Raw genomic sequence first — 15,253 nt, forward strand, 5'->3', positions numbered from 1 at the left:
CGGGGAGGGTTGGGAGGGGTCTATAACTCTTTAACAGCGGCTTTAAACTGATCGCCCCTATCCTCATAATTTTTAAACAAATCAAAACTTGCGCAAGCCGGCGATAGTAATACCGTATCGCCTTTAGTCGCCAGGTGGTATGCCACCTGTGTTGCTTCTGCCGCCGATGCTGTGTTAACGATGATCTCTACCGCGTCTTCAAAAGCATCGTGGATGCGTTGGTTGTCTTTACCCAGGCAAACGATGGCTTTGACTTTTTGCTTAACCAGGTCAAGCAGCATGCTGTAATCGTTGCCTTTGTCTACACCGCCCAGTATCAGCACTACATCTGTTGTCATGCTTTCTAAAGCATACCAGGTTGAATTAACGTTGGTAGCCTTAGAGTCATTGATAAAACTGATACCCGAAATTTTGCCTACCGACTCCAACCTGTGCTCAATGTTTTTGAACGTAGCCATGCTCTCGCGCACGGTGTTGTTACGGAGTTCGAGCACTTTTGACACAATGCCCGAAGCCATTGAGTTGTAGATGTTGTGCTTGCCTTGCAGCGCTAGTTCGTTAATTGACATTTCAAAATGTTCTTTATCAGTGTTGATGACAATATTGTCGGTATGGAGGTAGGCCCCCGGGTTTTGGTGTGCTTGTATAGAGAATGGCAATTGCTTCGCAGCAATGGTTTTGCCTTCCATTATTTTGATGGTTTCCTCATCATCGGCACAGTAAATGAAAACATCATTAGCTGTTTGATTTTGAGTAATGCGCAGTTTTGAAGCCGCGTAGTTTTCCATCCGGTAATCGTAACGATCAAGGTGATCGGGCGTGATGTTCAGCAACACCGCTATATCAACCTTAAACTTAAACATGTCGTCGAGCATAAAGCTGCTTAGCTCCAGCACGTAGTATTTAAACTTTTCGGTAGCTACCTGGTAGGCAAAGCTTTTACCAATGTTACCAGCCAGGCCAACGTTAAGCCCCGCGTTTTTCAAAATGAAATAGGTTAGGCTGGTGGTAGTAGTTTTACCGTTTGAACCGGTGATGCCGATGATCTTAGCATCGGTATACCTGCCCGCAAACTCTATCTCCGAAATAACCGGCACGCCCTGCTCTTTCAGCTTTTTGATGATCGGCGCTTTATCAGGTATCCCCGGGCTTTTGATCACCTCTGCCGCGTTTAGTATGGTAGCTTCGGTATGTTGCCCCTCTTCGTAAGGGATATTCCAGCTTTGCAGTTGCTCTTTATAATGCGGAGCGATAGCACCAAAATCCGACACAAAAACATCATAACCCTGCTGCTGGGCAAGGTATGCCGCACCCACGCCGCTTTCGCCGGCACCAAGGATCGCTATGTTTTTGTTATCGTTCATTTCTCTTAACTAATCTCTAATCACTAGTCACTGATCACTAGCGAAGCTTCAACGTTATTATAGTTATGATCGCCAGCATGATACCAATGATCCAGAAACGGGTAACGATCTTTGCTTCGTGGAAACCGCGTTTTTGGTAATGGTGGTGCAGCGGCGACATCAGGAAGATCCTGCGGCCCTCGCCATACTTGCGTTTGGTATATTTAAACCAGCTTACCTGCATGGTTACTGATAATATCTCTATCAAAAACACACCACACAGTATCGGTATCATTAACTCCTTACGGATCAAAATGGCAAACACCGCTATAATACCGCCAATGGTTAAGCTGCCCGTGTCGCCCATAAATACCTGGGCGGGATAAGCGTTGTACCATAAAAAACCTACGCAGGCACCTACAAAGGCACCGGCAAAAATCACCAGTTCGCCCGAGTTGGGGATGTACATAATGTTGAGGTAATCGGATATCACGATGTTACCCGACACATAGGCCAGTATGGCCAGCGTAAACCCTATAATGGCGGATGTCCCCGTGGCCAACCCGTCAATACCATCGGTAATATTGGCACCGTTTGATACTGCCGTGATAATGAAGATGACGAAGATCATGAACACTATCGGCGTGTAACGGCCGTAATCCGAACCTAAAAACTTAACAACCTTGCCGTAATCAAATTCATTGTTTTTGTAAAACGGCATGGTGGTTTTGGTCGATTTTACATTTTGCGTAAGCACCGCTTTATTACCTTTCATGTGGTACTCAACCGGAGCATCAACTTTTATTGGCGGAACGGCTTCCTGCTGTATAACGATGCTTTTGTTGTTTAGCATGGTTAAGCCAACTATCAGCGCCAAACCAACCTGGCCAACTATTTTAAACCTGCCGGCAAGGCCCTCTTTATTCTTTTTAAATACTTTGATGTAATCGTCTAAAAAGCCGATGCAACCCAGCCATACAGTGGTTATCAGCATTAAAATAACGTACACGTTTTCCAGCTTGGCAAACAGCAGCGTAGGTATTAAAATACCCATGATGATAATGATACCACCCATGGTTGGTGTACCTGCCTTTTGCATTTGCCCTTCCAGGCCCAGGTTGCGGATAGTTTCGCCCACCTGTTTCATGCGCAGGTAATCGATCAGCCTACGACCATAAACCGTAGTAATGATCAACGAAGTAATTACCGACAGCGCCATCCTGAACGTGATGTACTGAAACACCCCTGTCCCCGGGATATTGTAGTGCTTATACAGATAGGTAAATAAGTAGTATAGCATTAACTCATCAATTTAAATTGGTTCAGTAACTCTTCCTTATCGTCGAAGTGGTTTTTCACTCCTTTTATTTCCTGGTATTTTTCGTGGCCCTTGCCGGCAAGCACAATAATGTCTCCGGGTTGTGCCAGCATGCAGGCCGTCTTTATCGCTTCGCGACGGTCGGTTATGCTTACCGTGTTGCGCTGGTATTGTGCGCTTACACCCACTTCCATATCTTTAATAATGGCGGCAGGGTCTTCGCTGCGCGGATTGTCGGCGGTTAATATTACTTTGTCGCTCCACTCGGTGGCTACTTTGGCCATTACCGGGCGCTTGGTTTTATCACGGTCGCCGCCGCAGCCAATTACGGTTATCACTTTTTCGTTGCCTTTGCGGATATCTTTAACCGTGCTTAATACATTCTGCACCGCATCTGGTGTATGCGCATAATCAACAATGCCAATTATTTTGTTGGGCGATATCACATAGTCAAACCTACCTTCGGCACCTGATAGTTTGCTCAGGCTGGTTAGCACTTTGGCTTTATCCTGCTCCAATAGCATCGCGCTGGCATATACGGCCAATAGATTATAAGCATTAAAACTGCCTACCATTTTAAACCAAACCTCTTCGCCGTCGATCAGCAGCAACAGGCCACCGAATTGGTTTTCAAGGATTTTAGCTTTATAGCCGGCCATGTTTTTAAGGCCGTAGGTCTTTTTATGCGCTTTGGTATTTTGCAGCATTACATTGCCATTGCGGTCGTCAACGTTGGTTAACGCGAAGGCACTTTTTGGCAAACCATCAAAGAAAGCTTTCTTGGCTTTCAGGTAATTATCAAAGGTTTTATGATAATCCAAATGATCATGCGTAAGGTTGGAGAATATGCCACCGGCAAAACTTAGGCCCTTTATACGATGCTGTGCTACGGCGTGCGAGCTTACTTCCATAAAGCAGTAATCGCAGCCCAGTTCAACCATTTCGTTCAACAGGCGGTTCAATTCAACCTGATCTGGTGTGGTATGGGTTGATGGGATAACTTTGCCGTTGATCTGGTTTTCAACAGTCGAAAGCAATCCGCATTTATAGCCCAGATCAATAAATAACTGGTACAGCAGCGTAGCGATGGTGGTTTTACCATTGGTACCGGTTACGCCAACCAGTTTTAATTTATTAGATGGATTATCGTAAAAATTAGCAGCTACAATGCCTAATGCGGCGGCTGAGTCGGCAACCATTATAAAGTCGACCGGTACGGCAGTGTGCCCCGGCAGTTCTTCGCAAATGATAGCTACTGCGCCGTCTTTTATAGCCTGTTCAATATAGTTGTGCCCGTCAACCTGTGTGCCTCTAACAGCCACAAACAAGCAACCCGGCACTACCTTGCGCGAATCAAACACAACGGCAGTAACCTCCACCTCCGCAGCTCCCTGCAGTTCGGTGAATGGCAATCCGGTTAATATCTCGCTCAGGTATCTCATTTCAGTTCTATCAATACTTTTGATCCTTTTGGTGCTGCTGTGCCCGCAATTACAGATTGCGTGCTTACTACACCACTACCACGCACGGTAGCTTTATAGCCGGCATTACCCAATACAAATAAGGCATCGCTTAAACCCATACCGGTTACGGCAGGCACAATGCCGGTCTTAAACTTCACTTCCTCGAAGGGTATACCGCTGCTGGTATCAATACCGGTATTGGCCGAAGCATAAAGCGGTTTTAACCCCAGTTGGCTGTATACATTTTTCAAAGCTTTTAAATTGCCTTGTTTAACTTTCGGCATGTTGGTGTTACCCACCAGGCGCTCGGGCGCTTTATGGTCAATACCTAAATCACTGGCGTAAACCCTATCTGCTATTTTACGGAACACAGGCCCTGCCACCCAGGCGGCCAAATGCAAGCCCACACGCGGGTTACTGATCACCACTATCATAGAATACTTAGGCTTATCTGCCGGGAAATACCCGCAAAACGATGCCTGGTGCGAGCTTTTATCACCATAACCCAATGCACCATTCGCTATTTGCGCGGTACCTGTTTTACCTGCTACGCTGTATAATTTATTTTTGATAATTAGTTTGCCTGTACCTTCCAATACCACACCTTCCAGCAAGCCTTTAACCTTACCCAGAGCTTCATCACTGCAAACTTGCGGGTTAAGTACTTTTGGCTGAAAACGCTCTACCGTATTACCCATGCGGCGAATCTCGCGCACAAATAGCGGGGCTACCATTTTACCATTATTAGCTACCGAATTATAAAACGTAAGCATTTGCAACGGTGATAATTTAGACTCATAGCCATAAGCTATCTGCGCCAAACTCTGTAATTTATTCCAGTGTTTTGATTTTGGATTTTTAACGATCGGCTGGCCCTCTCCAGGTATCTGCAAGCCATTTTTTTCGTGCAGCTTCCAGCTATATAATTTATCTGTAAAGGCTTCGGGATTGTCGCCATATGCCGCGGTAACCAGTTTAACAGCACCAATGTTTGATGATTTCTCAAAAGCACGACGCGCGCTGATCACCCCACCTTCATCCTCTGCATCTCTAACTTTTAAAGCCACCCGGCCATTGCGCGGGTTAATGATCTGGTATGGGCCGCCATGCATTACGTCAACCAGTTTGCCGGTATCAATTTTTTTATCGTCCAGCAACGCCATGTACGATGCCAGCTTAAAGGTTGAACCCGGCTCGGCCTCATAACCTATAGCGTAGTTAAATTTCTCTTTATAGTCACCCTCTTTGGTGCGGGTAAAGTTGGCTATGGCGCGCACCTCGCCAGTGGCAACTTCCATTAATACTACGGTACCAAAATCAGCCTGTATGCTATCCAGTTGTTTTTTTAATACTTTTTGGGCAACGTCCTGGAAGTTTACATTAATGGTTGATATAATATCGGCACCATCACGTGCGGTAACTTCATCCTCTTCATCATTAACAGGCACGTAAACACCACCTGCAATACGCTGCATTAAACGTTTGCCGTTATCGCCGTTGATATAGCTGGCATAGGCACCTTCTAAACCTACAGCCTTGTCAGCGTTCTCGTTTTTGTAACCAATGGTACGGGCCGCCAGCGACTGGAACGGCAGAATACGTTTGTTTTGTTGAATTACGATCAAACCACCTTTATATTTACCCAGCCTGAACAATGGGAACTGTTTGATCTTTTTCAACTCCTGGAAAGTAACGCGGCGGCGGATCAACTGGTAGCGCAAACTATCGCGACGCGCGCTACGCAGCAAACGAGAGAAGTCGCGCTGTGTTTTGTCAGGATATAGTTTAGACAGACAAAGCGCCAACGAGTCTACCTTACCATAAAATACCTTATCATCAATAATACCGCCGGCTATCATATCCATGTGCAGTTCATACTCGGGTACTGATGTGGCCAGTAAAGCACCATCAACCGAGTAGATATTACCGCGCGATGCTTCGACATTTTGGTATTTGGTAGATAATTTGGCCGACATGGCGCGCCATTTATCACCCTGCACAAACTGCACATTATATACCTGCACCATTACGGCCAATGCAAAAAGCAATATCAACCCGAAAGCTATATACACCCTTACTAATATGTTGGCCCTGATACTCATTGTGCTGCCTCCTGTACTGTAATTTTCTGTGCCGGCTCTAACGACTCCTTCACACCCAGCGTATCTGCCCGTTTGGCCACTTCGCTTAAAGTGCTTTTGTAAGCCAGATCTGCCTTGGTTACTTTATATTCCCAGCTAAGCTCTTTTACCTGCTTGCCCAGTTTATCTATCTCACGTATGTTGTTTTCGGCCAGATGCCTGTTGGCGATGTATATCATTCCTAAAAAAGCCAGGAACAATACAAAAGGCAGCGCGCGCGTAGCATCGTCGGCACCTATAAAGCCTTCACTTAAAAATTTGGTAACAAAGTTTTCAGGAATTTCCTTTACGGGTTTCTCCTCAACGATCAACTCGCTTTGCAATTCTTCTTCCTGAATTTCTGAACGTAAACGATTGGTCATAAACTACTTTTTTACTGCTATCCTTAACTTGGCGCTACGCGCCCTGTTATTCAACTTTATCTCTTCATCACTGGTGGTTATTACACCGCGACTAACACCTTCAAAAGGCTTCTGATCGTTGCCAAAAAAATCCTTCTCCACCTCGCCGCTAAACTTACCTTTGGCGATGAAGTTTTTCACCAGCCTGTCTTCCAGCGAGTGATATGACATCACCACCAACCTGCCACCCGGCTTCAGCACCTCGGCAGTTTGCTCTAAAAACTCCTTCAGCGCTTCCAGCTCCTGGTTAACCTCGATGCGTAAGGCTTGAAAAACCTGCGCCAGGTATTTATTTTCTTTCCCTTTGGGGATGCGGTTAGCGATAACATTTTTCAGATCAGCCACCGTAACTATCGGCGCGTTTAACCTGCCGGTAACTATGGTATTGGCTAATGATTTGGCGTTTTGTATTTCGCCGTAAATACCAAAAATGCGATGCAGATCTGCCTCGCTATAGGTATTTACTACTTCTTTCGCACTCAGTTCAGATGCCTGGTTCATCCGCATATCCAGCTCGGCATCAAAGCGGATGGAAAAGCCCCGCTCGGCCTGGTCAAACTGGTGCGATGAAACCCCCAGGTCGGCCAGTATACCATCAACCGGTATCGCCCGGTGCAGGCGGCAAAAGTTTTTCAGGTATCTGAAGTTTTGATCTATCAGTTCAAAACGCTCGTCATCTATTTTATTTCTCTGCGCGTCGGCATCCTGGTCAAAGGCCAGCAAACGGCCACCTTCGCCCAAGTGCTTCATAATCTCGCGCGAGTGACCGCCACCTCCAAAAGTTACATCCACATAAGTGCCGTCCTTTTTAATTTCAAGCGCTTCAATGCACTCCTGCAACATCACCGGCACGTGGTAATCAGCCATCACCCCTCCTTCCGGCACCGCCGCCCATTACCTCTTCGGCAAGGTTTGCAAAGTTTTCAGGCTCGTCGTCCATTTGCGCATCGTAAGCGTCTTTGGCCCAAACCTCTATTTTATTAAACTGACATGATAACACCACATCGGCATCAATACCCGCATATTCTAATAACGACTTTGGCAACAACACCCTTCCGGCTGTATCCAACGACAATTCTGACGCGCCGCGGGTAAAATACCTGATAAATTCGCGCGTTTTCTTTTCGTATTGGTTAAGCTTGCTTAGATCGTCAACTATTTTGTCCCATTCTTTCCGGGTGTAGATCACCAAATGCTTCTCGAAGCCGCGATTGATCACAAGGCCCTCATTAACAGCTTCTGGAAGCTGTTTTTTGAGGCCAACAGGGATCATCATGCGTCCTTTGGCATCCAGTTTACAATCAAACTCACCTAAAAAATTAGACATGTTACACTTTGGCAATTATTGTAACGTAAAAGTAAATCACTTTTACCACTTTATGACACTTTTTCCCACTAAAAAGTTTTCAACATTTTTAAATTGTCTTTTTCTACCACTTCGGGGGCCATTTGGGGAATGTTGAAAATTGTGAATTGGGCTATGTAATTAGATTACAGTGGATTAATGGAGATGTGAGATTGTGGTGGGGGAAAGTGGTAGAACTGCACAAATATTAACGCACTATGCGGCGATTTTGACCCGAAAAAATCTTTATATTGGCCTAAACCTTCGCCTCATGAATATTTTTAAAAATCTCGCTTTACTATTATTCGTTTTACTACTTACCATTAATACAAATGCGCAAAGCGCAGCTAACGAAAACGACAATATCATGCTGGAAATTTCGGGAGGATCGGCCTGGGTTTTTGATCAATTTGATATTTCGATAAAAAAACACGGCACTACCGTTAATGTAAAATATGTTTTTAAGGCTCAGGAAAATATCAGGCTTTTAAAAAACGACACTGTTTTCAACGCATTATCTGCCAGGGCCAAAAGTTTGGATGTTAAAAGCGCAGAATGGAAGAAGCTAAATACCCAAATGTCAAAAATCATACAACAGCGTCTCATTTCTCTCCAGGATTCGCTATCGTTACCTGTTTCGCCTTTTCTTAAAATCGAGCCACTTTTAAGACAAATTGCGAGCGCTAAGGAAAAGGAGCTTACAGGAATTGTGCCTGACGGTTGGATAGATGCTGATTTTATGACCTGTAAGATAACTTATCAGGGACAAAGCAGAACCATCCGCAAATATGCGCCGCTTTCTTTATCAAGTCCCTTGCTGTATACCTTTATGAAAGAGTTGTTCAAAGTTGGTACGCAAGCCAAGTTGAAAGCTGCATTGAAAATAGATGAAGAATTTGCGGGATTGTTTTAAATTTTTAGTTATATCACCCCATACAAACTACCACCCTCTTCCGCCATTTTATCAACCAAAGCCTCCACTTCTGGCACACGCTCCAGCACCGGTGCATGATGAGGTTTGATACGCGCATCGATGATCATGGGACCATAGCAGCCCCAGTGTTTGTGCTCGGTAAATTCGTTAATACCATGAATATCATGCGATGGGTTGCTGCGGGTAAAGGTTACCCACACAAAATTATCGATGTTGGCGGCGGTGAACGCAGCGTCGTCGCAAAGTACCATGAGCGGCAAGCCGTCCAGGTCGGTTTCGGCGTAATGCTCCTGTAATATCTCAAACATCATCGGCATATCGCTGGCGCGGATGTTTGACGGCACTTCGATAGCCATTACACCGGGCAGTACCATTTTGTAGGTTTTGAAAGGTAATGGCAAGGTGAAGCCGGCAGGCATATCGGCCCACAGGTCGCGCTTGATGTCGCCGGCAACGGCGATGGCAACTTTACTGCCGGAGTTTAGTCCGCTGCCACTATAGTCAAGGGTATCAATAGTGGTGCGGGTATGGAAATGCAGATCGCGGGTTAAATCAATACGTTGCAGGATATGCGTTAAAAACGGCGCGATGTTGTTTACATTTAGGTTTGGATCATCTTCCTGCGCAGCAATAAACAAGTACTTGGCAAGGCTTAGCTGATTTTTACCTAGTATATGATTGGCAATGGTGAGTATCTCCTGCGGTTTACGCTCTTTGATATAAGGTGTGTAACGCTCGCTGCCTATGGCGAACAGTAACGGATGCACACCAGCGGCATCCACAGCGTTAACAGCACGCAGGCCCGGTATCTCCATAGGCAATGCCGAACCGGTTATCTCGTGGATCAAAGCGCCAAAGCTGGTATCCTCCTGCGGCGGGCGGCCCACTACGGTGAAGGACCAGATGGCATCCTTACGATGATACACATTATGCACTTTCATCAACGGGAACGGGTGGGTTAAGCTATAATACCCCAGGTGATCGCCAAACGGGCCTTCGGGTTTGTTGGCGTGGGGTTCCACAGTACCGGTTATTACAAAATCGGCATCGGCTGAAATACAGAACCCCTCATCATCATAAAAATAACGGAAGCGGCGGTTACCCAGCGCCCCGGCAAAGGTCATCTCTGACAGCCCTTCGGGCAACGGCATTACCGCAGCCACCGGGTGCGATGGCGGACCACCAACAAATATGCTCACCTTTAAAGCTTTGCCTAAGGCGTTGGCTTTGGTTTGGTGCACACCTATGCCACGGTGCAGTTGGTAGTGCAGCCCTATATCCTCATTTAATATATAATCGTTACCATCCAGCTGTATGCGATACATGCCCAGGTTGGCATTCATAATGCCGGGCTTGTCGGCATCTTCGGTATACACCTGCGGCATGGTAACAAACGGACCACCATCTTTGGGCCAGTTAATTACCTGCGGCAGGTCGCTGATCTTACATTTCTCAAAATGCTTGCGCCCTACCTTCATCGGCAAAGCAGAGAGAGCCGTTAGCGCAACGTTGGCATATTTAAAGGGATGTTTGATGGCTTGTAAAGGATCGGATTTAATATCAACCAAGGTCTTCACCTTCTCCAGCGAGTCCCTGAAAATAAACTTCGAGCGCTCCAACGTACCGAACAGGTTTGACACGGCCGGAAACCTGCTGCCCTTTACCTTCTCAAACAAAATTGCCGGTCCGCCTGCTTCAAAAACGCGCAGGTGTATGGCCGCCATTTGCAGGTTGGGGTCAACTTCTTCTTTTATACGTATTAAATGACCGTGTTTTTCAAGGTCGGCTATGCAGGCTTGTAGATTTGGGTAACCCATGATATAAACCCCTCCAACCTCCCCGACGGGGAGGCTTTTGTTTTGGGGAGAGGCCACAAATGTACAAAAGTGTTACCTTTAATAATATGAAACCACTAATAGTATTGATAGTTGTTTTTGCATTGTGTTGCCTGGTATGCTTCATTGTTACCGACAACGCACAGGTATATTTAAGCGGACGCATTGCTATGGCCGCTATGTTGGTTTTTACATCGGTAGCTCATTTTGCATTTAGCAAGGGTATGGCTTTGATGATACCGCCTATAATACCTTTTAAACTATTTTGGGTTTACGTTACCGGGGGTATTGAAATTGCCGCCGCGGCGGGATTGATCATCCCGACAACGCAATACATGGCCGCCATTATGCTCATCGTATTCTTTATATTGCTTCTGCCCGCCAACATCTATGCGTCGCAAAAAAACATCAACCTTGAAAGAGCCGACTATACAGGCAATGGTTTAAGCTACCTTTGGTTCAGGATACCGCTACAACTACTTTTTATTGCGTGGATATGGTACTTTGCCATTTTGCACTAGTCAATACTACTTATCCCATTAAATCTATAGTTAAACATTAAAGTAGGTGCTTAAAAAAAGTTATGTTTATTTTTAGCCGCACACGTTTTTTAGGGTGATAACATGTCGGTAATTGAGCTTACTTTAATTATACTTTTGGGTTCGTTTTTTGCGGGTTTACTGGGTTCGTTAACCGGTTTGGGTGGTGGTTTTATTATCATTCCGTTGCTTACACTGGTGCTTCATGTTGATATTCATTACGCTATTGGCGCTTCATTGGTTTCGGTAATTGCAACGTCATCGGGTTCGGCGGCGGCGTTTGTGAAAGAGGGTATCACTAACCTTCGGCTGGGCATGTTTTTAGAAGTGGCCACTACCGCCGGAGCCATGGCGGGTGCTATGCTGGCTATGCACGTGCCTACACACTATATTGCTATATTATTCGGGTTGATATTGTTGTTTTCGGCCGTGATGTCTATCCAGAAAAAAACACAGCAACTCGCTACCAAAAAAGACGAACTGGCCGAAAAGCTGAAACTCAACAGCAGTTACCCTACTCCGGCGGGTGTGGTGCAATATAATGTTACGCGTGTAGGTTCGGGCTTTTTTATGATGTTGTTTGCAGGGATAATATCGGGTTTGCTGGGCATTGGCTCGGGTGCTTTAAAAGTGGTAGCCATGGATGGCATTATGCGCATACCTTTTAAAGTATCAACCACTACCAGCAATTTTATGATAGGCGTTACCGCCGCTGCCAGCGCGGTTATTTATTTGCAACGCGGTTATATCGAGCCGGGGCTGTCAATGCCGGTTGTGTTGGGCGTAACCGTGGGCGCTTTTGCCGGATCGAAGATTTTGGTTAACACGGCATCATCTAAATGGGTACGTATCATTTTTGCGGTAATAGTTAGTTTATTGGCCGTGCAAATGATATATAACGGAATTACGGAAAGGATATAGTGATTAAAGATTAGTTGAACAGATATCAGGTAAATGAATAAATTAAAAGACATCGACATACAAAACATCATCGGCTGGATATTACGTGTTGGCGTATATCTTTCTATTGCCGTGGTGTTGTTTGGGGGGATAATTTACCTATACAGGCATGGACACACGGTTGCCGATTATACTGTATTTAAAGGTGTACCCGATTTTGTTTTGCCGGCAAATATTATTCAAGGCATAATAGATCACAGGGGCCGCGCGGTTATACAGGCCGGCATTGTATTGTTAATAGCCACGCCTATAATCAGGGTAATGTTTTCGGCTTTGGGTTTTGTGTTGGAGGAGGATTACCTGTACACCGGCATTACTTTGCTGGTGTTATTTATTATACTAATGAGCACACTTGGCGGGCACGTAGGTTAGTTAGCCTGCACGCCGCCTGCTAAGCCACCGGCACGTTTCTGCTCATCCTCGTTACCGGCATTGTGACGGTTGGAGCCTTTAAGTGATATATTGCCGAAACGATACGTAAAGCCAAATTTTACGATACGCCCCTCGTCCCGGTTAACTATAGAAAGGTTGAGGTTTTGATAATTGGTATAGGCCCTGTCCCGTTCCGTACGGAAAATATCGTTTATAGATAACTTAAAAGTCCCCATATTATTAAACACCTTTTTGCTTACACCTGCATCTATACGGTAATTGGCCCTAAACTGGCTAAACCCATAAAACGTAGGCGACTCATATTTACCCAACAACTCGGCCGACCAGGTTGGCGTAATGGTAAAATTTTGCGAAGTGAATAGTAATACATCCTGCGTAGCCTTATTTAAATTACCGTTTTCTTTGTAGGCTTTAATGCGTTGGTACGATGCATCTACCGAAAAAGTAGCGTTCCACCATGATGCAAACTTAGCCGGGGTAAAGAAACGTACGCCATAGATATAAATATCGCCGAAGTTTTTGCGGGTAGTAATGTTCACTTTTGTTGAATCATTTTGCTCCAGCGCGTTAAAGTCGTAAATATTGGTGGTAACCGTGGCGTACAAGCTGGTTACAATAGTTTTGTTATAGGTGTGCGATAGCTCTATTTTATTAAAATACTCGGGCAGCAGGTTTGGGTTGCCCGATCGATAGTCATACAGATCAACGTAATATAAAAACGGGTTTATGTCTTCATAAATAGGCCTTTGTATACTGCGGTTATAGCTTAAGGCAAAATCGTTTTTTTCGTTATGACTATACTTTAGCTGCACCTGGGGGAACAAATCCAGGTAATCCTTTTCTATCTTCAGCATACTCTTCGAGTCGCCATGCGAATGGGTGTCTTCTACGCGCAGGCCGGCAACCAGGTTAAGCTTACCCATAGTATTGGTGTAGTTAACATAGCCCGAATTAATATTCTCGGTATAAATAAATGAGCTGCTCAGCTTAGGATCGACGGTGTAATTATTCCCTACTTTGGGGCCAAAAACCAGTGTGTTATCACTTTTAGCCCGGCTGTATTTTAGCCCTGCTTCTAACTGCGCTGTTTTTGATAACGGCTTTACGTAATCTACCTTGGCAGCCCATATACGGATATCCGAAGGCGATAGGTTTTGCTGGTATAAATTAGGGCGATAGGCTGCCCAGTTTGAGGTATAAAAGTGGTTGCTGATGTATTCGTCAGATCGCCTGTCGTAGTTATTAAAACTCACATCGGCCGATAGCATTTGCCCAAGCGTATCCAGCTTGCCGGCGTAATTGACATCGTAATTAAAATTTCTCAGATCGCGCTCAAGTTTTGATTTAGTTGCGATGGTAGAATCAAGAACGCCCTGATTGGCTATGCGCAGGGAGTTATCCTTCATAAAATCATTATTATTTACGGTACCGCTCACTAAAAAGCCAATGGTGTGCCTGGGGTTCAGAAAAAAATCGGTGCCTAAGCGGAACGAATGATTCAGGTTTTCGCGCGTGGTATAGTATTCCACGTTATAGTCGCTGCTCAGGCCCTTGTAAAATATGTGCCTATCTGTAGTAAACGTATGGAAGGTTTTGTTGGCCGAGTAATTATAGTTACCAAAAATATTCATCATCCCGGTACGGTTATTAAAGGTAATACCCGCATTAGCTTTATAATATTTGCCGTAACCGACACCCGCAGTTAAAGTACCGTTAGTACCCACGTTGGTTCCTTTTTTTGAGATGATATTAATAACCCCTGCACCGCCGGCCTCATACTTAGCCGAAGGATTGGTAAGCAGCTCAACCCGTTGAACGCCCGATGCCTGCATACCCTGTAAAAACATGGCCAGGTTATCGCCCGCTACATTTACGGGTTTGCCATCAACCATTACCATGGCGTTTTGCCGGCCTATTAGGCTTACGTTGCCTTGGTTGCTAACGTGTACACCCGGCGCCTGCCGCAAAATTTCGTAAACCGAATTACCTTCGGCAACAATGCTGTTTTGTACGTTTAAAACTACTTTGCCGGGCTGCACCTCGATGTACGATTTACGGCCTTTAATGGATACTTCCTTTAACTCGGGTAGTATTTTGATCAGGCTGATATTGCGGGTTTCAACATCGGTAGTACCATCAACTTCGTAGGGGTTTGAAAAATGTTGCTCGTAGCCAATGCGCGTAGCCAGCACCACATAGTTGCCCGGCATAACATTAAAAGAGTAAAAGCCTTCGGTATTAGCTATGGTTGATTTTAGGATGGCCGAATCGGCAGCGGCCACCAGTATTACGGTAGCGGCTTCGGCAGGAACGCCCTCTTCCAGTAAAATTTTACCATAAATAGTTACCTGGCGCGATTGCGCCAAAGCACAGGTGCCTATTCCTGCCAGAAATATAAAAAGCAGACACCTTACCAGTACCTTCATTAAGCTATACAGTAGTTTTATTAATCAGTTAATAACAATGTGTAACAATACTAAATTTCCAGTTAACATAAAGCTCAATACGGAATTTTAAATACAAAAGTTATTAAATACACCTGTTACGCAAACAAATATGACAATTATAGTACAGAATAAAC

The 15,253-nt window shown here is 45.2% G+C and carries 13 protein-coding genes; 4 read left to right on the plus strand and 9 right to left on the minus strand.

The window, feature by feature from the left end:
- Positions 1-20 precede the first annotated feature (20 nt).
- The 7 genes from murD to mraZ are packed head-to-tail and all read right to left on the minus strand — an operon-like array spanning position 21 to position 7,993.
- Positions 21-1,364 (minus strand): UDP-N-acetylmuramoyl-L-alanine--D-glutamate ligase, encoded by a 1,344-nt coding sequence (gene murD, locus AC59JT_RS18320; protein WP_497401768.1) that lies wholly within the window; start codon positions 1,362-1,364, stop codon positions 21-23.
- A gap of 37 nt (positions 1,365-1,401) precedes the next feature.
- A complete protein-coding gene (gene mraY / locus AC59JT_RS18325) occupies positions 1,402-2,643 on the minus strand; it encodes a phospho-N-acetylmuramoyl-pentapeptide-transferase (protein ID WP_497401770.1) in 1,242 nt (413 codons plus the stop codon).
- Complete coding sequence (locus tag AC59JT_RS18330) at positions 2,643-4,103, minus strand: UDP-N-acetylmuramoyl-L-alanyl-D-glutamate--2,6-diaminopimelate ligase (protein ID WP_497401772.1); 1,461 nt, start codon at positions 4,101-4,103, stop codon at positions 2,643-2,645. The genes mraY and AC59JT_RS18330 overlap by 1 nt, the downstream gene beginning before the upstream one ends.
- The gene (locus AC59JT_RS18335; protein ID WP_497401774.1) at positions 4,100-6,226 is read right to left on the minus strand and encodes a penicillin-binding protein; all 2,127 of its coding nucleotides are present in this window, start codon (positions 6,224-6,226) and stop codon (positions 4,100-4,102) included. Before AC59JT_RS18335 ends, AC59JT_RS18330 begins: the two co-directional genes overlap by 4 nt.
- The gene (locus AC59JT_RS18340; protein ID WP_497401776.1) at positions 6,223-6,627 is read right to left on the minus strand and encodes an FtsL-like putative cell division protein; all 405 of its coding nucleotides are present in this window, start codon (positions 6,625-6,627) and stop codon (positions 6,223-6,225) included. Before AC59JT_RS18340 ends, AC59JT_RS18335 begins: the two co-directional genes overlap by 4 nt.
- Positions 6,628-6,630: 3 nt before the next feature.
- Positions 6,631-7,533, minus strand: coding sequence for a 16S rRNA (cytosine(1402)-N(4))-methyltransferase RsmH (gene rsmH, locus AC59JT_RS18345; protein WP_497401778.1), 903 nt, complete (start codon positions 7,531-7,533; stop codon positions 6,631-6,633).
- The gene (mraZ, locus tag AC59JT_RS18350; protein WP_497401779.1) at positions 7,526-7,993 is read right to left on the minus strand and encodes a division/cell wall cluster transcriptional repressor MraZ; all 468 of its coding nucleotides are present in this window, start codon (positions 7,991-7,993) and stop codon (positions 7,526-7,528) included. Before mraZ ends, rsmH begins: the two co-directional genes overlap by 8 nt.
- A 193-nt stretch (positions 7,994-8,186) precedes the next feature.
- Here mraZ and AC59JT_RS18355 point away from each other — a divergent pair, with 193 nt between their 5' ends.
- Positions 8,187-8,924 (plus strand): hypothetical protein, encoded by a 738-nt coding sequence (locus AC59JT_RS18355; protein WP_497401781.1) that lies wholly within the window; start codon positions 8,187-8,189, stop codon positions 8,922-8,924.
- An 8-nt stretch (positions 8,925-8,932) separates the two neighbouring features.
- Here the strand turns inward: AC59JT_RS18355 and AC59JT_RS18360 are convergent, their stop codons facing one another.
- On the minus strand, positions 8,933-10,762 hold the full coding sequence (locus tag AC59JT_RS18360; protein WP_497401783.1) for a UbiD family decarboxylase: 1,830 nt from the start codon (positions 10,760-10,762) through the stop codon (positions 8,933-8,935).
- A gap of 86 nt (positions 10,763-10,848) precedes the next feature.
- Here AC59JT_RS18360 and AC59JT_RS18365 point away from each other — a divergent pair, with 86 nt between their 5' ends.
- From AC59JT_RS18365 to AC59JT_RS18375, 3 genes are all read left to right on the plus strand, one after another.
- A complete protein-coding gene (locus AC59JT_RS18365; protein ID WP_497401785.1) occupies positions 10,849-11,301 on the plus strand; it encodes a DoxX family protein in 453 nt (150 codons plus the stop codon).
- Positions 11,302-11,403: 102 nt separating this feature from the next.
- A complete protein-coding gene (locus tag AC59JT_RS18370; protein WP_497401787.1) occupies positions 11,404-12,240 on the plus strand; it encodes a sulfite exporter TauE/SafE family protein in 837 nt (278 codons plus the stop codon).
- Between the two features lie 33 nt (positions 12,241-12,273).
- Positions 12,274-12,651: a DUF1634 domain-containing protein gene (locus AC59JT_RS18375; protein WP_497401789.1), complete on the plus strand. Its 378-nt coding sequence runs from the start codon at positions 12,274-12,276 to the stop codon at positions 12,649-12,651.
- Here AC59JT_RS18375 and AC59JT_RS18380 read toward each other — a convergent pair.
- Positions 12,648-15,098, minus strand: coding sequence for an outer membrane beta-barrel protein (locus AC59JT_RS18380; protein ID WP_497401791.1), 2,451 nt, complete (start codon positions 15,096-15,098; stop codon positions 12,648-12,650). The two genes, AC59JT_RS18375 and AC59JT_RS18380, sit on opposite strands and share 4 nt — an antisense overlap.
- Positions 15,099-15,253 lie beyond the last annotated feature (155 nt).

It is taken from the genome of Mucilaginibacter sp. A3364, assembly GCF_059690715.1.